At 67.3% G+C, this 18,129-nt stretch carries 19 protein-coding genes and 2 riboswitches; of the genes, 9 read left to right on the top strand and 10 right to left on the bottom strand.

Annotated elements, in window-relative coordinates; all coding sequences use genetic code 11:
* Window positions 1-5 precede the first annotated feature (5 nt).
* The 6 genes from ACZ1H8_RS03145 to ACZ1H8_RS03120 all read right to left on the bottom strand — a co-directional run bounded on the left by ACZ1H8_RS03145 (window position 6) and on the right by ACZ1H8_RS03120 (window position 6,244).
* Window positions 6-986, bottom strand: coding sequence for a type II secretion system F family protein (locus tag ACZ1H8_RS03145; RefSeq protein ID WP_465179954.1), 981 nt, complete (start codon window positions 984-986; stop codon window positions 6-8).
* A gap of 65 nt (window positions 987-1,051) precedes the next feature.
* Window positions 1,052-2,353, bottom strand: a complete 1,302-nt coding sequence (locus ACZ1H8_RS03140) for an AAA family ATPase (RefSeq protein ID WP_465179953.1) — start codon at window positions 2,351-2,353, stop codon at window positions 1,052-1,054.
* Window positions 2,350-2,982, bottom strand: a complete 633-nt coding sequence (locus tag ACZ1H8_RS03135) for a CpaD family pilus assembly protein (RefSeq protein WP_465179952.1) — start codon at window positions 2,980-2,982, stop codon at window positions 2,350-2,352. The genes ACZ1H8_RS03140 and ACZ1H8_RS03135 overlap by 4 nt, the downstream gene beginning before the upstream one ends.
* Window positions 2,983-3,005: 23 nt before the next feature.
* Complete coding sequence (locus ACZ1H8_RS03130; protein WP_465179951.1) at window positions 3,006-4,673, bottom strand: type II and III secretion system protein family protein; 1,668 nt, start codon at window positions 4,671-4,673, stop codon at window positions 3,006-3,008.
* Window position 4,674: 1 nt separating this feature from the next.
* On the bottom strand, window positions 4,675-5,724 hold the full coding sequence (gene cpaB, locus ACZ1H8_RS03125; protein WP_465179950.1) for a Flp pilus assembly protein CpaB: 1,050 nt from the start codon (window positions 5,722-5,724) through the stop codon (window positions 4,675-4,677).
* Window positions 5,725-5,773: 49 nt separating this feature from the next.
* On the bottom strand, window positions 5,774-6,244 hold the full coding sequence (locus ACZ1H8_RS03120) for an A24 family peptidase (RefSeq protein WP_465179949.1): 471 nt from the start codon (window positions 6,242-6,244) through the stop codon (window positions 5,774-5,776).
* A 49-nt stretch (window positions 6,245-6,293) separates the two neighbouring features.
* On the opposite strand from ACZ1H8_RS03120, the gene ACZ1H8_RS03115 reads away from it, so the two are divergent.
* From ACZ1H8_RS03115 to ACZ1H8_RS03100, 4 genes are all read left to right on the top strand, one after another.
* The gene (locus ACZ1H8_RS03115) at window positions 6,294-7,241 is read left to right on the top strand and encodes an alpha/beta fold hydrolase (protein WP_465179948.1); all 948 of its coding nucleotides are present in this window, start codon (window positions 6,294-6,296) and stop codon (window positions 7,239-7,241) included.
* The gene (locus ACZ1H8_RS03110) at window positions 7,238-8,320 is read left to right on the top strand and encodes an NAD(P)/FAD-dependent oxidoreductase (protein ID WP_465179947.1); all 1,083 of its coding nucleotides are present in this window, start codon (window positions 7,238-7,240) and stop codon (window positions 8,318-8,320) included. Before ACZ1H8_RS03115 ends, ACZ1H8_RS03110 begins: the two co-directional genes overlap by 4 nt.
* A gap of 31 nt (window positions 8,321-8,351) precedes the next feature.
* Window positions 8,352-8,522, top strand: coding sequence for a YegP family protein (locus ACZ1H8_RS03105; RefSeq protein ID WP_110148959.1), 171 nt, complete (start codon window positions 8,352-8,354; stop codon window positions 8,520-8,522).
* A 131-nt stretch (window positions 8,523-8,653) separates the two neighbouring features.
* The gene (locus tag ACZ1H8_RS03100) at window positions 8,654-9,067 is read left to right on the top strand and encodes an acyl-CoA thioesterase (protein ID WP_465179946.1); all 414 of its coding nucleotides are present in this window, start codon (window positions 8,654-8,656) and stop codon (window positions 9,065-9,067) included.
* Window positions 9,068-9,089: 22 nt separating this feature from the next.
* Here the strand turns inward: ACZ1H8_RS03100 and rnhA are convergent, their stop codons facing one another.
* The 3 genes from rnhA to ispH are packed head-to-tail and all read right to left on the bottom strand — an operon-like array spanning window position 9,090 to window position 11,437.
* Window positions 9,090-9,530 carry a ribonuclease HI gene (rnhA, locus tag ACZ1H8_RS03095; protein WP_465179945.1) on the bottom strand — a complete coding sequence of 147 codons (441 nt, stop codon included), beginning with the start codon at window positions 9,528-9,530 and terminating at the stop codon, window positions 9,090-9,092.
* A complete protein-coding gene (gene thrB, locus ACZ1H8_RS03090) occupies window positions 9,527-10,483 on the bottom strand; it encodes a homoserine kinase (RefSeq protein ID WP_465179944.1) in 957 nt (318 codons plus the stop codon). Before thrB ends, rnhA begins: the two co-directional genes overlap by 4 nt.
* Window positions 10,484-10,486: 3 nt before the next feature.
* Window positions 10,487-11,437 carry a 4-hydroxy-3-methylbut-2-enyl diphosphate reductase gene (ispH, locus tag ACZ1H8_RS03085; protein ID WP_465179943.1) on the bottom strand — a complete coding sequence of 317 codons (951 nt, stop codon included), beginning with the start codon at window positions 11,435-11,437 and terminating at the stop codon, window positions 10,487-10,489.
* Window positions 11,438-11,547: 110 nt separating this feature from the next.
* On the opposite strand from ispH, the gene ACZ1H8_RS03080 reads away from it, so the two are divergent.
* The 5 genes from ACZ1H8_RS03080 to gcvPB all read left to right on the top strand — a co-directional run bounded on the left by ACZ1H8_RS03080 (window position 11,548) and on the right by gcvPB (window position 17,168).
* Window positions 11,548-12,195, top strand: coding sequence for a hypothetical protein (locus ACZ1H8_RS03080; protein WP_465179942.1), 648 nt, complete (start codon window positions 11,548-11,550; stop codon window positions 12,193-12,195).
* Window positions 12,196-12,279: 84 nt separating this feature from the next.
* Window positions 12,280-12,372: riboswitch (glycine riboswitch) on the top strand.
* A riboswitch (glycine riboswitch) is annotated at window positions 12,373-12,480 on the top strand.
* A gap of 69 nt (window positions 12,481-12,549) precedes the next feature.
* Window positions 12,550-13,737 carry a glycine cleavage system aminomethyltransferase GcvT gene (gene gcvT, locus ACZ1H8_RS03075; RefSeq protein ID WP_465179941.1) on the top strand — a complete coding sequence of 396 codons (1,188 nt, stop codon included), beginning with the start codon at window positions 12,550-12,552 and terminating at the stop codon, window positions 13,735-13,737.
* A gap of 1 nt (window position 13,738) precedes the next feature.
* Window positions 13,739-14,110 (top strand): glycine cleavage system protein GcvH, encoded by a 372-nt coding sequence (gene gcvH, locus ACZ1H8_RS03070; RefSeq protein WP_110148954.1) that lies wholly within the window; start codon window positions 13,739-13,741, stop codon window positions 14,108-14,110.
* Window positions 14,111-14,241: 131 nt separating this feature from the next.
* Window positions 14,242-15,600: an aminomethyl-transferring glycine dehydrogenase subunit GcvPA gene (gcvPA, locus tag ACZ1H8_RS03065; RefSeq protein WP_465179940.1), complete on the top strand. Its 1,359-nt coding sequence runs from the start codon at window positions 14,242-14,244 to the stop codon at window positions 15,598-15,600.
* Window positions 15,597-17,168 carry an aminomethyl-transferring glycine dehydrogenase subunit GcvPB gene (gcvPB, locus tag ACZ1H8_RS03060; protein WP_465179939.1) on the top strand — a complete coding sequence of 524 codons (1,572 nt, stop codon included), beginning with the start codon at window positions 15,597-15,599 and terminating at the stop codon, window positions 17,166-17,168. Before gcvPA ends, gcvPB begins: the two co-directional genes overlap by 4 nt.
* Window positions 17,169-17,171: 3 nt before the next feature.
* Here the strand turns inward: gcvPB and ACZ1H8_RS03055 are convergent, their stop codons facing one another.
* Window positions 17,172-18,089: an oxygenase MpaB family protein gene (locus ACZ1H8_RS03055; RefSeq protein WP_465179938.1), complete on the bottom strand. Its 918-nt coding sequence runs from the start codon at window positions 18,087-18,089 to the stop codon at window positions 17,172-17,174.
* Window positions 18,090-18,129: the final 40 nt, after the last annotated feature.

Below are 18,129 nucleotides of genomic sequence, written 5' to 3'. Positions count from 1 at the left end.
CGCCCTCAAATCTCGAAATTGACCATCTTGGCCATGATGAAGGCGCCCAGCGACATCCAGATCAGGCCGCCGCCGCCGGCCACCATCAGCCGTTCGTCGGTGAAGAATTTGAGCATGTAGCCGTTGTTGATGAACCAGATCATCCCGAACACGATGAAGGGCAGACAGCCGACGATCAGCGCCGACGCCTTGGATTCCGATGACATCGCCTTGATCTTCAGCTTCATCTGCGCGCGCTTGCGCAGCACTTCGGACAGGTTTGACAGAGTCTCGGCCAGGTTGCCGCCGGTCTCGCGCTGGATCGCGATCGTGATGGTGAAGAACTGGAATTCGGGCGTCCCCAGCCGATCGGCGGTCTCCTGAAGCGCCGCGTCCAGCGTCCGACCGATCTTCATCTTATCGGCGATCATCCGGAATTCCTCGCCGACCGGACCGTCAAGCTCCTGGGCGACGACCGTGATCGTCTCGGTGATGGGCAGGCCCGAGCGAAGGCCGCGGACCAGCAGTTCGATCGCGTCCGGAAACTTGACGGTGAACTGGTTGACGCGCCGGCCGATGAAGAAGCCGACCACGAAATGCGGCACGCCGGCACCGATGAACAATGCGATGAACAGCGCCAGCCACACCGGCGCGCCCTGAAGCAGGAGCAGCGCGGCCGGGACTGCAAACAGCCCCAGCGTCGCCAGGCCGTATTTTCCGACGGTCCACGGCTTGCCCGTCATCGCCAGCCGCTTCTGCAACTGGGCGGGATTGGGGAGCAGCCGCACCGCGAGCGTGTCCATGCGATTGGCGCGGTTGGTCGTGATCTTGCGCAGCTGCGCTTCCATCGCGTTCGCGCCGCTCGGGCTGACGGTATGACGCTCGCGCAACCCCGCCAGCCGGCGCGCGCCGGCACGCTCCGCCGAGGGGCCGGAAAAGGCGAAGACCATCAGCGCCAGCACCGTAAAGGCGCCGCCCCCGACCATGATGTACGGCAACAAGTCCATGCCGCGTCATTCTCCGATATCGATGCGGCGCGGCGGCCGGGGCGTGGGCCCCGGCCGTGCGACGATTACTTTCCCTTGCGCGGGACGCGGATCTTCAGCCGGTCGAACAGCGAGGTGCTGCCAGGCTGCTTGCCCGTGGATTTTCCGGGCACGGTCTTCGCCTTTGCCGGCGCATCGTCACGCTCGCCGGCATCGGCGATCGCGGTGATGCGATTTGCGAGCTCGGCAAGCCCGGCAAACGCCTTGGCCCCCTTGGCGGCCTCGGCGAAGGGCTTACCCAGCTTCGCCGACTGCGACGCGATCTTCGCATCGAACGGCAGGACGAAATCGACCTTGCGCTCGATCGACCCCTCGAAGTCCTTCCGGCTGATTTCCAGCACGGCAGCCGGATGGACCTTGTTCGCAACTACGATGACCTGGGTCTGCTGCGCATTGGAGCGGAACCAGCTGAGAATGCGGATCGCGTCGCGTGCTGCCGCCAGGGTGAGGTCGGTCACCAGCACCGCGATCTGAACCTCGCTGATCAGGTGTGGATGGAGCACCAGCATGTTGCGCGGCAGGTCGGTCACGCTCGTCTCGAACGCGCTGCGGATCTCTTCCTGCAACTGGTAGAAGGCAGCGCCGTCGGTGAGCACCGGCGTATTGATCGGCGCTTCGGCCGACAGGACGGCGAGCATGTCCGACGCTTTCACCATCGCCCGTTCGATGAACAGTCCGTCGATGCGGCTCGGATTCTCGATCGCGTCGGTCAGGCCGCGGCCCGGCTCCAGGTCGAGCGAAAGCGCCCCGGTGCCGAAATGCACGTCGAGGTCCAGCAGCGCGGTCGCGCGCTTGTGCTTCTCGCTCGTCAGCCAGGAGAGCGACGTCGCGATCGTCGACGCGCCGACACCGCCGCGCGCGCCGATCACCGCCACCGCGCAATGCGGCCGTTCCGATCCCGCCTCGGCCTGCTTCGGCGCGATCAGCATCGCCTGCGCATGGCCGAAGACGTCGCGCAGCGCGTCCGGGTTGAGTGGCTTGAGCAGATAGTCCTGCAGGCCGCTGGCCAGCAGGTCGCGATACAGACGGACGTCGTTGACCTGACCCGACGCGATGACGACCGTGCCGGGTTCGCACACTTCGGCCAGCGCGTTGATGTCGTTCAGCGGATCCCCGGATTCGGACAGGTCGACGAACAGGATGTGCGGGCTTGCCGAGACCGACAGGGTCTGGACCGCGTTGCGCAGGCCGCCCTTGTTGACCTTTTCCGGGCTCCAGCCGAGCTCGACCGCGATCGGACGCAGAGCCTCGGCCGTCGCCTCGTCGCACACGAAGGCAACGAAGGGTTCCCGCTGGCCGACCCGGCCCGGATTGAATGGCGCGTTCACTTGGTGCCCCCTGCCGTGCCCGAGGTTCTGAGCCCGCCCGTTCCCGTCGGCGGGGTGTCGCGATAGACCTTGATCGCCTTGCTCGCCGCCGCCGGATCGCTGGTCGTGGAGCCGGGCGCGCCACGAACGAGGTCGTTCGGGTCGGCAATCATCGCCGCCAGGTTGGAATTGACCGCGCAGCCATAGTTGGACGACGTCGTGGCGCTGAAGTCGGGCTGGCTATTGCCCGAGCGGTCGGGGCAGTTGGGCACGGAAGCGGTCATCCGCGTCACCACGACACGGACGGTACCGGGTGCAACCTCGCCGACGGTCGCCGGCGGGCGGTCGGCTACCAGCAGTCCGTAGCGACCGGCCGCCGCACGAACCTCCTCGCGGCCGACGGTGCCGTCGCCGCCATCGTCCAGCGCGACCCGGTCGCCGTAGCGCAGGTTCATCGCCTGCATCCAGCCGGCCAGGCGCTGGGTTTCGCCCGGCGCGAGCGCATAGCCCTGGGACTGAAGGTCGAGGACATAGTCGCTGCGCTGGACGACCGGCTGATACACCGACTCCACGCCGCCATTGTAGCTGCCGCAACCGCCGAGCAGCAGCGTCGGGGCGAGAAGGGCGGGAAGGGCGATACGCTTCGACATGATGATCTCCCTGAGACGCTGGTTCACTGGCTGAAGCCCGGTGCGGCAGCCGCGGCGGTCCGCGATTTACCGGAGCGGCGACGGTCCGCTCCGATGGCGGGCTGCGCCGGAGCCGGCGGGGCAGCGAGTGCCTGTTGCGGGACGCTCGTGCCTGGTGCGGGGGGCAGGCCGGTCGACCCGATCGCGCCCGCCGGAGGGGCCATGGTCGGCTTGGGCCGGTCCGGATTGGCCGACGAGCCGGTGAGTTGCCCGCCGAAAATCCGGTCGAAATCGTTCGGCGCCTGATAGCCGTCGGTCGGCAGGCGGATGTCGCTGCCGTTGACCGGCTTCACCAGATAGGGGGTGATCACGATCACCAGTTCGGTCTCGTTGCGCTGGAACGCGTTGGACCGGAACAGCGCTCCGAGCACCGGCACGTCGCCAAGACCCGGCGCCTTGTCGATCACATTATTGTGCGTGTTCTGCACCAGGCCGGCGATCATCATGCTCTCGCCCGATCCCAGTTCGATGCTGGTTTCGGTTCGGCGGGTGGTGAGGGCGGGGATCGACGTGCTGCCGATCGTGACCGCGCCCGCCTCGGACAGCTGCGACACCTCGGGGCGGACGCGCAGCGAGATGCGGCCGTCGGACATCACCGTCGGGGTGAACGCGAGGCTGACGCCATATTGCTTATACTCGACCGAGACGGCGCCGAGCCCCTGGCTGATCGGGATCGGAATCTCGCCGCCCGCCAGGAAGGTGGCGGTCTCGCCCGAGAGCGCGGTCAGGTTCGGCGTGGCCAGCGTGGTGACCTGGCCGATGCGTTCGCCAAGATCGATCGCCGAAAGCACGTCGAGGCCCAGCAGCCGCCCGGCAAGGCCGAGCGTCGAAAAATGATTTGGGCTCTTGGTGAACGTGTTGGCGACGCCACCGGGATAGACGAAATCACCGCGTGCCGGATCGAACGGCAGGGCGATCGTGCCGGCCGGAAAACCGAATTTGGACGAGGCGTCGAGGACGGGCAGGCCGCTCGTGTCGATCTTTCCGATTGTCCCGAAATTCGTCCGCGTGCCCGATCCGACGCCGAAGGAGATGCCGCTGCCGTTGTCGCGCGTCATCAGGTTGACGCCGACATTCTTCAGGAAGCTGCGGCTGACCTCGGCGAAGCGGACCTGCAGCATGACCTGCAACGGCGTCGCTGTGCGCAGACGGCTGACGATCTTGGTCTGATCGCCGACGAATGCCTGGACCAGCCGTTCGGCTTCGGCCGCGTCGCCCGGGCTGGCGACGGTACCGGTCAGCAGCACCAGTCCGTTCATCGGCGTTGCGGTGACCTCCGCCTCGGGCATGGCGAGGCGCAGCATCGAGTCGATCGAGTCGATATTGTTGCCGACCCGGACCGTCACCGAATAGATCACGCGGCCCGCCTTGTTGACGACCGACAAGGTGGTTTCGCCCGGGCCCTTGCCGAAGACATAGAGCTGGGTGGGCGAGCGAACCTGGACGTCGGCGACGGTTTCGTTGGCGACGAACACGTCGCTCATCGCCGTATCCAGCTGGATCAGGCGGCCGCGGCCGGTGTTGAGCTGGACCACCGGCGCACCGGCCGACGCGGCGATCGTCTGGGCGGCGGCGGGGGTGACGACGGCGCCGATCCCGGCGGCGGTCGCGAGCATCGCGATCGTCCACGCCAGGCGCTTGTGACTGTGCATCTTAATTCTTCCCCCCGACCGGAACGACGGTCACGTTGTTGCCGCGCGAGACCTTGACCACCGGTCCCTGTGCGATGGGTGCGGCGCCACCCGGATAGGATGCCTGGCCCGCCGCGGCCTGGGCCGTACCGCCGCGATCGTCCCGGGGCTTGCCGGGAACGGTGCGGCGCTGGAACCGGGACACGTCGGCACCGGTCGAAACGCTGGCGGCGCCGGTGCTGGGGCGTGCGGCCACCCGGGCCAGCATCGCCTTCTCGCCCTTCACATCGCCATTCTCGGGAACGTCGACATCGCCACTGGCGATTGCCTCCTCGAGTTCGCCCTGATTGTCGGCAATCGAGCGCAGCGATAGCGAGATCGAGCCGACGGTCTGGGCCACGGCAATCTCTTCGGCGATCTTGGGCGTCGCCTCGATCGTCACGGTCGAATAGGTGGTGACGACGGTGTTGCCCTTCTCGTCGGTCTGCTTGTCGGTGCGCTGGTCGGTTGCGAGCACGCGGACGTTGCGCAACACCGTCTCCGCTGCCTTCAGCGACGGCCCGTCACCGCCGCCCGCGACTTCCTGCGTCAGGATCAGGTCGACCCGGTCGCCCGGAAAGACGAAGCCTGCGACCGACCCCTTGGCATCGACCGGAACGGTGACGGCGCGCATGCCGGGTCCGAGTGCCGCTGCCAGAAAGCCTCGGTCGCCGGGCTTGACCAGCGCGCCCTGCGTCAGCGGCTGGCCGGCCGGAATGGCGAAGCGCACCACGGTGCCCTGGAGCGACTTCATGTCGACTTCGCCCTGCTGATAATAGGCGCCTTCGATCAGGTCCTTGGGCCAGGGGACGAACTTCATCGCCTCCGGATCGAGGATCGTGCCCACCGGCAGCGCGCGGGTGGCGACCAGCACCTGGACGGTGTTCTGCGCCGGCTGTGGCTGGCCGTTGACGACCGGAACCGCGCTTGCCTCGGGCGACGACGATCCGAGGACCATCGATCGCGCCATGAACGCGGTGATCGCGGCGACGATGAGCGCTCCGACGAGTAGAATGATCTTTCGTGCATCCATGACGCTTCAGTTCCCACCAGGCCGGACCGGACCTCTCCGGCGCCGACTCTCATGCAAATTGGTTAATGATCGGTTCGCGAAGTACGACGAGCGTGGCGAGGGCGATGGCCACGCCGTACGGCACCTCCAGCGGCCCCGCCTTTCGGCGCAGCCATTTCTCGCCCAGCATGACCAGGGTCAGTGCGCCGCCCAGCAGCGACATGAGGATCAGCATCCACAGCAGCGGCTGAAGCGGCAGCCACAGCGCCAGCGCCCCGATCATCTTGACGTCGCCGCCGCCCATCTGCCCGATCGCATAGGCGCCCAGAAAAAAGACGAAGACGAGCGCCGCGACGCCAAGCTGGACCGCGATGTCGGGCCACAGCGCCATGCCCTGGTGCCACCACCAGAATGGCGCGAGCAGCGCGATCGCCAGATTCTTCCAGTTTGCGATCTCACGCGTCCGGGCATCCTGAATCCCTGCGGAAACCAGGAGCAGCCCGAGCGCGATCAACAAAAAGGTGGCTGTAAATTCCCCCATGCCGCCAATTTCCTAGACGGACCTGCTTTCCAAAACGTAACCACGGCGCATGAGTGGTTCCCCGTATGACCGCCGCGCGATTCCCCCGGGCGCGAAGATCCATCAGTGGAGCGCGCCGGACGGCTGGTCGCTCCGGGTCTTCTCCTGGCCGGCCGAAGCCGCGCAGCCGCGCGGGTCGATCCTGTTCCAGGGCGGGCGCGGCGACGTGTTCGAGAAGTATCTCGAAGTGTTCGGCCATTGGCATGACCAGGGATGGTCGATCACGTCGTTCGACTGGCGCGGGCAGGGCGGCTCGGGCCGACTGAGTGCGGCGGGCAATTGCGGTCATATCGAGGATTTCGGGCTGTTCGTCAGCGACCTCGATGCGTTCTATAGCGAGTGGGCAGCGACCGCGCCGAGGCCGCACGTCGCGATGGGCCATTCGATGGGCGGACATATCCTGTTGCGCGCGCTGGTCGAGGGTGCGGTAACCCCGGACGCGGCGGTGCTGATCGCGCCGATGCTGGGCGTGAAAAGCCCGTTCGGCCAGGTGATGGGCGAGCGGCTGGCCCGGCTGATGAGCGCGGCGGGCGATGATTCGCGCCCCGCGTGGCGCGGCAATGAAAAGCCCTACACGACCGAAACGCGCGCCGCGCTGTTGACGCATGACCGCGACCGGTACGAGGATGAGCTCTTCTGGCAGAAGACAAATCCCGAAACCGTCACCGGACCGCCCAGCTGGCGCTGGGTGACCGAGGCGTTTAGGTCGATGCGTGAGTTGCGCGCCTCGCCAAAGCTGGGAGAGATGCGCGTGCCAACGCTGATGCTGGTCGCGGATGCCGACGGGCTGGTCGAGCCCAGGTCGGCGCTGTCGATCGCCCCCTCGCTGCCCGATGCCCGAGTCGTCCGTTTCGGCAAGGAAGCCGCGCACGAGTTGCTCCGCGAAGGCGACGCGGTCCGCGACCGCGCCATGGGTGAGATCGACAGCTTCCTTCAGGCGCGAGCACAGCCACGTTGAACCGCTACGACATCGCGATCATCGGTGGAGGGATCGCCGGCGCCAGCATGGCGGCCGAGCTGGCGCCGCATGCCCGCGTCGTCATCCTCGAGGCTGAAGACCAACCCGGCTATCATTCGACCGGGCGCTCGGCCGCCTATTGGTCCGAGACCTATGGCGGGCCGCATGTCCAGCCGCTGACCAGCGCATCCGGACTCGGACTGCGCCCGTTTCTCCAGCCGCTGGGCTCGCACCACATCGCCCGCCGCAACGAGCGGGGCCTGATCGACGCCTATCTCGCCGAGTTCGAGGGCAGCGGCGTGGTGCTGGAGGATGTCGATCCGCGCGAACGCATCCCCGGGCTTCGCGACGAGTGGCGATGGTGTGCGTTCGAGCCGAATGTTGCCTATATCGACGTGGCGGGACTTCACGCAGCCTATCTCGCAGAGGCCAGGCGCGCGGGTGCCGAGCTTCGACTGGGCGCCGGTGTCGAAGCGATCGGGCGCGCTGCGGGGGGCTGGCAGATCGAGACCCGCGCCGGTCCGATCGCGGCCGATATCGTGGTCGATGCCGCCGGCGCCTGGGCGGACCCGGTCGCTCGCATGGCCGGCGTCGCACCGCTCGGCATCCAGCCCTATCGCCGCACGATGGTCCAGCTGAAGACCGATCCCGCGCCGCCCGCGGACCTGACCCATGTCGGCCATATCGGCGGCGACTTCTACTTCAAGCCCGAGCCGGGCGGGCGGCTGTGGCTGAGCCCGCATGACGAGACCGCGACCGATCCGTGCGATGCGCAACCCGAGGAGATCGACGTGGCGATCGCCATCGACCGGTTCGAACGGTGTGTCGACTGGCAGGTCACGCGCGTCGAGCATCGCTGGGCTGGCCTGCGCAGCTTTGCCCCCGACCGGCTGCCGGTTTACGGGTTCGATCCGGCCGTCCCCGGCTTCTTCTGGTGTGCAGGGCAGGGCGGTTTCGGCATCCAGACCTCGGCTGCCGCGGCGATGATGGCGACGGCGTTGCTGCTGGGCCGGCAGCCTGCCGACGCCGTCGCGCATATCGACGCGGATCGCTATGCACCGGGCCGGTTCTTGCGGTAAGAACACGGCTCCGCAGCCACAGGAGTGGGTCATGGCGCACAAGTTCGTGATCGAGCAGAACAAGGCAGGCGAGTATGTCGCCAAGTTCAAATATAACAGCGAGACGATATTCTGGACCGAGGGCTATGCCTCGAAAGCCGGTGCCCAGAATGCGATCGAATCGATCTTGAAGAACGGTCCCGGCGCAGCCGTCGAGGGGTGACGCGGCGGATCGTCCGCTGACCGCCAGCGGCGGTCGGATGGTCTGACGCTACGGCAGGCGCCGTTTCGCAAACCGCGGATTTGCGCGGTTTTGCTCGCCTTGACGTGCCCGTCATGCTAGGACTGCGCACGATGACCAGCCATGCTCGACCCTATGACTTTCCGATCGACGTCGCTGCCGACGATATCGATTTCATGGGGCATGTGAACAATGCCAGCTATCTGAAATGGGTGCAGGCGGCCGTGATCAGCCACTGGCAGGCGCTGGCGCCGGTCGAGGCAGTCGCGCAGCATCTGTGGGTCGCGCTGAAGCACGAGATTACCTATCGCCGCCCGGCCTTTCTGGACGATGATGTTGTCGCCACCGTGCTGCTCGAGCGGGTGCAGGGCGCCCGCGCCTTTTACGATACGGTGATCACTCGCGGTTCCGAAGTGCTCGCCGAGGTGAAGTCGAGCTGGTGCTGCGTCGATGCGGAAACGCTGCGTCCGGCGCGACTGGCGCGCGACGTGATCGACCGCTTCTTCGTGAAATCCGCCGAGGCCTGAGCCGCCTGCGGTCGGGCGATCGTTATTGCGCGAGGGCCGCTTCGCTCGCCAGCCGGTCGGCGCGTTCATTGTCGGGATGGCCGGCATGGCCCTTGACCCATTTCCATTCGACGCGGTGCGGCTTGGCGGCGGCGAGCAATTGCTGCCAGAGATCGGCATTCTTCACCGGCTTGCGATCGGCGGTCTTCCAGCCATTCTTCAACCAGCCATGGATCCATTTGGTCAGGCCGTCCATGACATAGCGGCTGTCGGTCGACAGCGTGACGCGGCACGGCCGCTTGAGCGCGTTCAGCCCCTGAATCGCCGCCATCAGCTCCATCCGGTTGTTCGTTGTCTCGCGCTCGCCGCCGGATAACTCCTTCTCGACCCCGCCCATGCGCAACACCACGCCCCAGCCGCCACGGCCGGGGTTGCCCTTGCACGCGCCATCGGTCGCGATCTCGACATGCTGAAGTTCGGTCATGCGAAGATGGTGGTTCCGTGTTCCCGGTAGAAATCGAGCCGGCGCAGATAGGCCAGCGGGTCCTTGCGCGTTACCATCGCGTCTGCCGGCGTGTTGAGCCAGTCCCAGGCGCGGCTGAGCAGGAAGCGCAGTGCTGCGCCTTCAGCCAGGATCGGCAAGGCCGCCCGTTCGTCCTCCGACAGGCCGAAGCTGGACTGGTAACCGGCCAGCAGGGCGCCCCCGACCTCGTCGTCATAGGCGCGGCCGGTGCCGTCAAACGCCCAGGCGCCGTGCATCACCGCGACGTCATAGGCCCGGATATCCGTGCAGGCGAAGTAGAAGTCGATCAGTCCCGTGACGCGGTCGCCCAGCATCAGCACATTGTCGGGAAACAGGTCGGCATGGATCGCGCTGCTCGGCAGGTGGCGCGGCCACTGGGCGATGATCCGGTCCAGCGCAGCCGACAGCCGGTCGAACAGACCGTTATCGATGGCATCGAGGTCGCGGCCGCAGCGCGTGAGCTGTTCCGCCCAGGTGTCGATGCCCATCGAATTCGGACGGTTCAGGCTGAAGTCGGACAGGCCGGCGTGCATCCGCCCCATCGCCTCCGCCGCCGCACGGGCCTGGGCAGGGGTCGGCTGCGTCACCGAAACGCCCGAGAGGAACTGGATCAGGCAGGCGGGGCGCCCCTCAAGCTCATGGATCAGCCGGCCGTCGCGATCCGGAATCGCCGGAGGCACCGGGTTGCCCCGGCTCGCCAGATGGTCGAGCAGCGCCATGAAATAGGGCAGGTCATCCGCGGCGACGCGCTTCTCGTACAGCGTCAGGATGAACCGCGCGTCGGTGGTGTCGACCAGATAGTTCGAATTCTCGACCCCCTCGGCGATCCCCTTGGCTGAAACCAGCGCGCCGACGTCGAACCCTGCGAGAAACGCCGAAAGCGCTTCCGCCGAAACCTGCGTATAGACTGCCACGCGTCAGGCCGCTTCGAGCCCGCGTGGCAGCTTGAAGACCACCGTTTCCTCGACCGTCTCGACTTCGCGCTCGCTGATCTCGAATTGCTCGGCAATCCGCTCGACCAGTTCCCGGACCAGCAATTCGGGGGCGGATGCGCCGGCGGTGATCCCGACCGACTTGATGTTCTCCAGCCACGCGAAGTCCAGGTCGGCGGCGCGCTGGACCAGCTTCGCCGGGGTGCCGGCGCGCTTGGCGACTTCGACCAGTCGCAGCGAGTTGGACGAATTGGGCGCGCCGATCACCAGGACCAGATCGACCATCGGCGCGATTGCCTTGACCGCGCCCTGCCGGTTGGAGGTCGCGTAGCAGATGTCGTCGGGACCGGGCGCCAGGATCTCCGGGAAGCGACGCTTCAGGGCCTCGAGCACCGCGGCGGTATCGTCCACCGACAGGGTGGTCTGCGTCAGGAAAGCGAGATTCGACGGGTCGATCGGATCAAGCGTCTCGGCATCCTCGACCGTTTCGATCAGGGTCATCGCGCCTTCGGGCACCTGGCCAAAGGTGCCGATCACCTCGGGATGGCCGGCATGGCCGATGAACAGGATATGCCGGCCCTGATTGACCAGCCGCTCCGCCTGGCGATGGACCTTCGACACCAGTGGGCAGGTCGCGTCGAGATAGGACAGGCCGCGCTCGGCCGCCTTGGCCGGCACTGCCTTGGGCACGCCGTGCGCGGAGAAGACCACGGGCGCGTCGTCGGGTACCTCGTCGAGCTCGTCGACGAAGATCGCGCCCTTCGACTTCAACGTGTCGACGACGAACTTGTTATGGACGATCTCGTGCCGGACATAAACCGGCGCGCCATATTTCTCGATCGCCAGCTCGACGATGCGGATGGCGCGATCGACACCGGCGCAGAAGCCGCGCGGGGCGGCGATGAGGAGGTTCAGGGGCGGCCTTATTCCGGACATGCCCCGTCCCTACGCGATTGCTTGCACCGGCGGAAGGCGCTTCCTATGGTGCCGCGCGTTTCGGGCCGGGGCGCTATTGCCGCCGGCTCGACTGTTTTGAAAGGTTGCCCGTGTCGCCTGCAAGGATCGTCCTTCCCCTCGCCGCCATTGCCCTGCTCGCGGGCTGCAGCCGTACCGGTGAGATCGATGCCGTGGGCGGCGTTGGCATCACCTCGCTTCGTTCGCCGTGTCCGCATGTCGCGATTCCGGCAGGTACCGGCGACATCACGACCTTCAATCCGCCCGCCAGCCGTGAGGCGCAGGCGATCGATGTGGTCGCGACGATGACCAACGTCCAGTCGACCTGCGATTATGCGACCGATCAGGTCGTAACCAACGTCACCTTCGATGTACTGGCGCGTCGCGCCAGTGCCGATGGTCCGCGCGATATCACCATTCCCTATTTCATCACCGTCGTGCGCGGCGGATCGGCCGTGGTGGCGAAGCGCGTCGCCCAGGTGACCGTCCATTTCGAGGCCGGCCAGCTTCGCGCCAGCGCCAAGGGCAGCGGCAGCACCCAGATTGCCAAGGCATCCGCGACGCTTCCGGCCGATGTGCGCGAGCGGCTGACCCGCAAGCGCAAGGCGGGCCAGGAGGACGCGGCGATGGATCCGCTGGCCGATCCGGCGATTCGTCAATCGGTCCAGTCCGCCACGTTCGAGGCGCTGGTCGGCTTCCAGCTGACCGAAGATCAGCTGAAGTACAACGTCACGCGCTGATCCGAGGCGAACGACCGACGAAGGTCGTTGACTCGACTCAGGGGCGCGGCCAAGGCTGCGCCCGTCTGTAGCGGTTCGCCGCGACGGACGCGCGAGGGAGAGTGGGGCAGGCGACTGCCTCCGCCGAAGGAGCAACCGCCCCGGAATCTCTCAGGCATCAGGGACCGCGCGCGTCAGGACACTCTGGAAAGCGCCACCTCGGTGAGGTGGCCACCGAAGGGGTAAGCCCGCGCCGGTCTCCGGCAGGGGCGAAAGCTCTCAGGTTCCCGTGACAGAGGGGGCGATGGAATCGAAGGCGCAGAGGTCTGCGTGGGTCGGATCCGTCGATTTCCCTCGAGTTCCGGAGCGCCTTGAATGAGCCAGCACAATCAGGATCAGACCGCCGATAGCGGCCCCGACGACGGCGAAGGCGAGATCGCGCTTCAGACGCTGCCGCTCGACCAGTGGCACCGCGCCCGCGGCGGCCGCATGGTGCCGTTCGCCGGCTATGAGATGCCCGTCCAGTATGAAGGCATCATGGCCGAGCATCTGTGGACCCGCGAGTATGCCGGGCTGTTCGATGTCAGCCATATGGGCCAGCTGTTGTTCAGCGGCCAGGGCTTCGACGCCGGGTTGGAGACGCTGCTCCCCGGCGACATCGTCGGCCTGGGCGAGGGGCGGATGCGCTATTCGCTGCTGCTCGCCGACAATGGCGGCATTCATGACGACCTGATGATCACGCGACTGCCTGCGGACAACGCGTTCGAGATCGAGGGCGGGGCGCTCTACATGGTCGTCAACGGCGCGACGAAATGGGACGATCTGGGCGTTCTGCGCGAGGGGCTCGCCGACGAGGTCACGATCAATCATCTCGAGGATCAGGCGCTGCTGGCGCTGCAGGGCCCCGAGGCGGTGACCGCGTTGTCGCGCATCGTGCCGGGTGTCGAGAAGCTGGTCTTCATGACCGCCGCCGCATTCGAGTGGAACGGCAACCCGCTATGGGTCAGCCGCTCGGGCTATACCGGCGAGGACGGGTTCGAAATCTCGCTGCCCGGCGATGTCGCGGCCGAGTTCGCCGATGCGCTGGTCGCACAGGACGAGGTCAAGCCGATCGGCCTGGGCGCGCGCGATTCGCTGCGGCTCGAGGCCGGCCTGCCGCTCTACGGCCATGACCTCGACCTGGAGACCACCCCGGTCGCTGCCGATCTCGGCTTCGCGCTGTCGAAGCGCCGGCGGGAGGAAGGCGGCTTTCCCGGGCATGAGCGCATCATGATCGAGCGCGAGCAGGGCGCGATCCTCAAGCGCGTCGGCCTGATCGTCGAGGGGCGCCAGCCGGTCCGCGAAGGCGCCACCGTCGTCGACGACGAGGGCAGCGAGATCGGCAAGGTGACGAGCGGCGGCTTCGCCCCCACCGCGCAGAAGCCGATCGCCATGGCCTATGTCCCCGCCGCGCTGGCCGCGCCGGGCACCCGCGTCACGCTCGCGCAGCGCGGCAAGATCCATCACGCGGAGGTCACCTCGATGCCCTTCGTCCCCCACCGCTATGTCCGAAAGGGAGCCTGACATGAGCCGCTACTATACCGAAGATCACGAATGGGTCGAAGTCGATGGCGACACCGGCACGGTCGGCATCAGTGACTATGCCCAGAGCCAGCTCGGCGACATCGTGTTCGTCGAGGTGCCCGATGCGGGCCGCGACGTGACCAAGGGCGACGAAGCCGCCGTGGTCGAATCGGTCAAGGCAGCGTCGGACGTCTATTCGCCCGTCACCGGCACGGTGATCGAGGGCAATCCCGCGCTCGCGGACACGCCCGAGCTGGTGAACGAGGATCCCGAAGGCGATGGCTGGTTCTTCAAGCTGACGCTGAGCGACCCCAGCGAGGTCGAGAAGCTGATGGACGAACCCGCCTATCGCGAGTTCGTCAGCAAGTTGTGATGCCTATCTCCCCTCCCGCGCGCGGGAGGGGCCGGGGGTGGGCTCGCGCCTTCCTCCACGATACCGCCCGTTGAGATCGGGCGCCCACCCCCGGCCCCCTCCCGCATGCGGGAGGGGGTGGAGTGAAGTGAATGCGCTACCTGCCCCTTACCGATACCGATCGCCAGGAGATGCTCGGCGTCATCGGCGCGCAATCGATCGACGACCTGTTCGTCGACGTGCCCGAGTCCGCGCGCCTGACCGGGCCAGTGTCCGGACTGCCGCTCCACGCATCCGAACTTGCCGTAGAGCGCCATATGAGCGCGCTTGCCCGCAAGAATCTGGCGGCGGGCGACGCGCCTTTCTTCCTCGGGGCGGGTGCCTATCGCCATCATGTGCCGGCCTCGGTCGATCACCTGATCCAGCGCGGCGAGTTCCTGACCGCCTACACCCCCTATCAGCCCGAGATCGCTCAGGGCACGCTGCAGATGATGTTCGAGTACCAGAGCCAGGTCGCGCGCCTGCTGGGCTGCGACGTCGCCAATGCGTCAATGTATGACGGCTCGACCGCCTGCTGGGAGGCGATCACCATGGCCCGCCGCGTCACCCGCCGCGGCAAGGCGATCCTCTCGGGCGGGCTCCACCCGCATTATGTCTCGGTCTCGAAGACGATGGCGCGCTTCACCGGCGACCAACTGGTCACCAGCCTGCCGAACTTCAGCCCCGAGCCCGATACGCTCGACCTGATCAACGCGATCGACGACGACACCTCGTGCGTCGTCGTCCAGTATCCCGACATTCTCGGCCGGATCGAGGACATGAGCGCGCTGGCCGATGCGTGCCACGCGAAGAAAGCGCTGCTGGTTGCGGTCGTGACCGAGCCGGTCGCCCTGGGCGCGATCCGCTCGCCGGGCGAGATGGGCGCCGACATCGTCGTCGGCGAGGGCCAGTCGCTGGGCGTCGGCCTTCAGTTCGGCGGCCCCTATGTCGGCCTGTTCGCCTGCTCGGACAAGCTGGTCCGCCAGATGCCGGGTCGCTTGTGCGGCGAAACCGTCGATGCCGAGGGTAAGCGCGGCTTCGTGCTGACGCTGTCCACCCGCGAGCAGCATATCCGCCGCGAGAAGGCGACGTCGAACATCTGCACCAGCTCGGTGCTGTGCGCGCTCGCCATGTCGGTGCACATGACGCTGCTTGGCGAGAAGGGCCTGCGCCAGCTGGCCGAGCTCAACCATGTCGGCGCCAGCGCCGCCGCCGATCGCCTGGCCGAAGTGCCGGGCGTCGAGCTGGTCACCGACCGCTTCTTCAACGAATTCACGCTGAAGCTGTCGAAGGAAGCGCGCCCCGTCGTCCGCACGCTGGCCGACAAGGGCATCCTGGCCGGCGTCTCGCTCGGCCGCCTCTATCCGTCCGCGACCGAGCTCCAGAACGGGCTGATCGTCGCGGTCACCGAAACCACCACGGAGGAGGACGTCGAGACGCTTGCCTCCGCGCTCGAGGAGGTGCTGGCATGAGCACGATCAACCAGTCGGGCTGGCGCCCCACCACGCCGCAGGCGGGCGAGACCTCGACCGCGACCTTCACCGGCAACCGCGCGCTGATGCTCGAGGAAGCGCTGATCTTCGAAATCGGGTCAGCCGAGACCACTGGCGTCGATTTCGGCGAAGCGCCGTCGGGCAAGTCGCGCCTGGGCGGGCTGGAGCGCGGCAAGCCGATCGGCCTGCCTGGCCTGTCCGAGCCCGAAACGGTGCGTCACTACACCCGCCTCAGCCGCCAGAATTATGCGATCGATCTGGGCCTGTTCCCGCTGGGGTCGTGCACGATGAAGCATAATCCGCGTCTGAACGAGCGGATGGCGCGGCTTCCCGGCTTTGCCGACATCCACCCGCTTCAGCCGGTCGACACGGTCCAGGGCGCGCTGGAGGTCATCGATCAGCTGGCGCACTGGCTGGTGACGCTGACCGGCATGCACGCCGTGGCAATGAGCCCCAAGGCGGGCGCGCATGGCGAGTTGTGCGGCATTCTGGCGATCCGCGCCGCGCTCGACGCACAGGGTGAGGACGGCCGCCGTATCCTGCTGGTCCCGACCAGCGCACACGGTACCAATCCCGCCACCGCCGCCTTTGCCGGCTTCAGCGTCGAGGACATCCCGGCCACCGAAGAGGGACGTGTCGACCTGGAGGCACTGAAGGCGCGGCTGGGGCCGGACATTGCCGGGGTGATGATCACCAACCCCAACACCTGCGGCCTGTTCGAGCGCGACATGAAGGCGATCTCGGACGCGGTCCACGCGGCGGGCGGCTATGTCTATTGCGACGGCGCCAACTTCAACGCGATCGTCGGTCGGGTTCGCCCGGGCGATCTCGGCATCGACGCGATGCACATCAACCTGCACAAGACCTTCTCGACCCCGCATGGCGGCGGCGGCCCCGGCTCCGGCCCGGTCGTGCTGTCGGCGGCACTGGCGCCCTATGCGCCGCTGCCCTTCGTCGAGAAGACCGGCGACGGCTTCCGGCTGGTCGAGGAGGAGACCGCCGACGAGCATCATGCCGGCACGTTCGGCCGAATGACCGCCTTCCAGGGTCAGATGGGCATGTTCACCCGCGCGCTGACCTATATTCTCAGCCACGGCGCCGACGGCCTGCGCCAGGTCGCCGAGGATTCGGTGCTGAACGCCAACTATATCCTGCGCGCGATGGAGGATGTGCTCGACGCGCCCTTCGCGAAGAGCGGCCCGTGCATGCACGAGGCGATCTTCTCCGACAAGGGCCTGCCCGAGGGCTTCTCGACGATCGACATCGCCAAGGGGCTGATCGACGAGGGCTTCCACCCGATGACGGTGTACTTCCCGCTGGTGGTGCATGGCGCGATGCTGGTCGAGCCGACCGAGACCGAGTCCAAGGCAACGCTCGATCAGTTCATCGGCGCGTTCCGCTCGGTCGCGGCCCGCGCGAAGAACGGCGATCCCGAGGTGAAGACCGCGCCGCACTTCGCGCCGCGCCGCCGCCTTGACGAAACGCTTGCCGCGCGCAAGCCGGTCCTCGCCTGGAAGGATCCGGCACCCGCCGAAGCGGCCGAATAAGGCCTATCGGCGGTACAACCAGTCGTCCGGCAGCCCCAGCCGGCGACAGGCAAGGGCAGGGGGCGCGTCGGGCAGGACCAGCCGGTCCGCGGCGCGCCCCGCCAGCTTCAGCATCGCGGTGCTCGCCCGGCCCGGTCGCCAGCGCGCGAGGTCGAGCCGGTCGATCAGCGGATCGGGCAGCAGGCTGACCGACGCGCGCAGCAGCCGGCGTTGCAACGGCCGCAGGGCGGCGGGCATCGCGGGAAGCCGCTCCATGATCGCCAGGAACTCGCCGATGATGGGGGAGGGGACGAGATCCCCGTCCATCCGCGCGAACAGCGCGGTCAGCCCCGCCTCCGACGTCGGCGCGCCGGTTGCCCCGTAAAGTCGTGCGGCAACCGCGCCCTCGGCCAGCGCCGCATTCCGCTCGTCCGCGCTCAGGCGAGCGACATAGCGGTGATAGGCCTGAATGAAACCATAGGATGCGGTCGCCTGGACCCAGTCGAGCAGCACCGGGTCGTTTGCATGGTAGGAGACCCCTTCGCTGGTCGTGCCGCGAACGCGGTCATGCGCGCGGACGACGCCCGCGATCATCGCCTCCGCGCGGCTGCGGGCGCCATAGACGGTGACCATCGCGGCCAGTCCGGTTCGGCGGATCCGGGTCAGCGCATCGCTGCGGAAGTTCGAATGCTGCCACACCCCGTCGCGAACGCCGGGCTGGGCCAGTTCGAGCAGTACGGCCGTCACGCCGCCGATGAACAGCGAGACCGGATTCTTGAAGATCCGCCACGACACCGAGTCCGGCGGCACCAGCGCCGCTTCTCCCGCTGGGCTCGCAAAGTCGAAGCTCAGTCCCGGCGCACTGGCCATCATCTCGCCGGCGGAGCGGGCGGCGTCGCGCAACAGCGGGCCGGCGATGGGCAGGGTGGTCAGGGCCGTCATGCGCGGACCAACGCACGGTCCGTGATCCGGGTTTCCTGCC

Source organism: Sphingomonas sp. BL-S-25 (assembly GCF_055521555.1).
Note: the sequence above shows the minus strand (reverse complement) of the source record. Positions and strands in the feature narration are given on the sequence as shown.

What these genes read in the sequence shown, in the direction of transcription:
- ispH (WP_465179943.1), bottom strand. Translation starts at nt 11,437, where the DNA reads ATGTCCGGAATAAGGCCGCCCCTGAACCTCCTCATCGCCGCCCCGCGC.
- gcvT (WP_465179941.1), top strand. Translation starts at nt 12,550, where the DNA reads ATGAGCCAGCACAATCAGGATCAGACCGCCGATAGCGGCCCCGACGAC.
- gcvH (WP_110148954.1), top strand. Translation starts at nt 13,739, where the DNA reads ATGAGCCGCTACTATACCGAAGATCACGAATGGGTCGAAGTCGATGGC.
- gcvPA (WP_465179940.1), top strand. Translation starts at nt 14,242, where the DNA reads ATGCGCTACCTGCCCCTTACCGATACCGATCGCCAGGAGATGCTCGGC.
- ACZ1H8_RS03055 (WP_465179938.1), bottom strand. Translation starts at nt 18,089, where the DNA reads ATGACGGCCCTGACCACCCTGCCCATCGCCGGCCCGCTGTTGCGCGAC.
- rnhA (WP_465179945.1), bottom strand. Translation starts at nt 9,530, where the DNA reads ATGACCGAACTTCAGCATGTCGAGATCGCGACCGATGGCGCGTGCAAG.
- ACZ1H8_RS03100 (WP_465179946.1), top strand. Translation starts at nt 8,654, where the DNA reads ATGACCAGCCATGCTCGACCCTATGACTTTCCGATCGACGTCGCTGCC.
- ACZ1H8_RS03120 (WP_465179949.1), bottom strand. Translation starts at nt 6,244, where the DNA reads ATGGGGGAATTTACAGCCACCTTTTTGTTGATCGCGCTCGGGCTGCTC.
- gcvPB (WP_465179939.1), top strand. Translation starts at nt 15,597, where the DNA reads ATGAGCACGATCAACCAGTCGGGCTGGCGCCCCACCACGCCGCAGGCG.
- ACZ1H8_RS03130 (WP_465179951.1), bottom strand. Translation starts at nt 4,673, where the DNA reads ATGCACAGTCACAAGCGCCTGGCGTGGACGATCGCGATGCTCGCGACC.
- ACZ1H8_RS03105 (WP_110148959.1), top strand. Translation starts at nt 8,352, where the DNA reads ATGGCGCACAAGTTCGTGATCGAGCAGAACAAGGCAGGCGAGTATGTC.
- ACZ1H8_RS03135 (WP_465179952.1), bottom strand. Translation starts at nt 2,982, where the DNA reads ATGTCGAAGCGTATCGCCCTTCCCGCCCTTCTCGCCCCGACGCTGCTG.
- cpaB (WP_465179950.1), bottom strand. Translation starts at nt 5,724, where the DNA reads ATGGATGCACGAAAGATCATTCTACTCGTCGGAGCGCTCATCGTCGCC.
- ACZ1H8_RS03115 (WP_465179948.1), top strand. Translation starts at nt 6,294, where the DNA reads ATGAGTGGTTCCCCGTATGACCGCCGCGCGATTCCCCCGGGCGCGAAG.
- ACZ1H8_RS03145 (WP_465179954.1), bottom strand. Translation starts at nt 986, where the DNA reads ATGGACTTGTTGCCGTACATCATGGTCGGGGGCGGCGCCTTTACGGTG.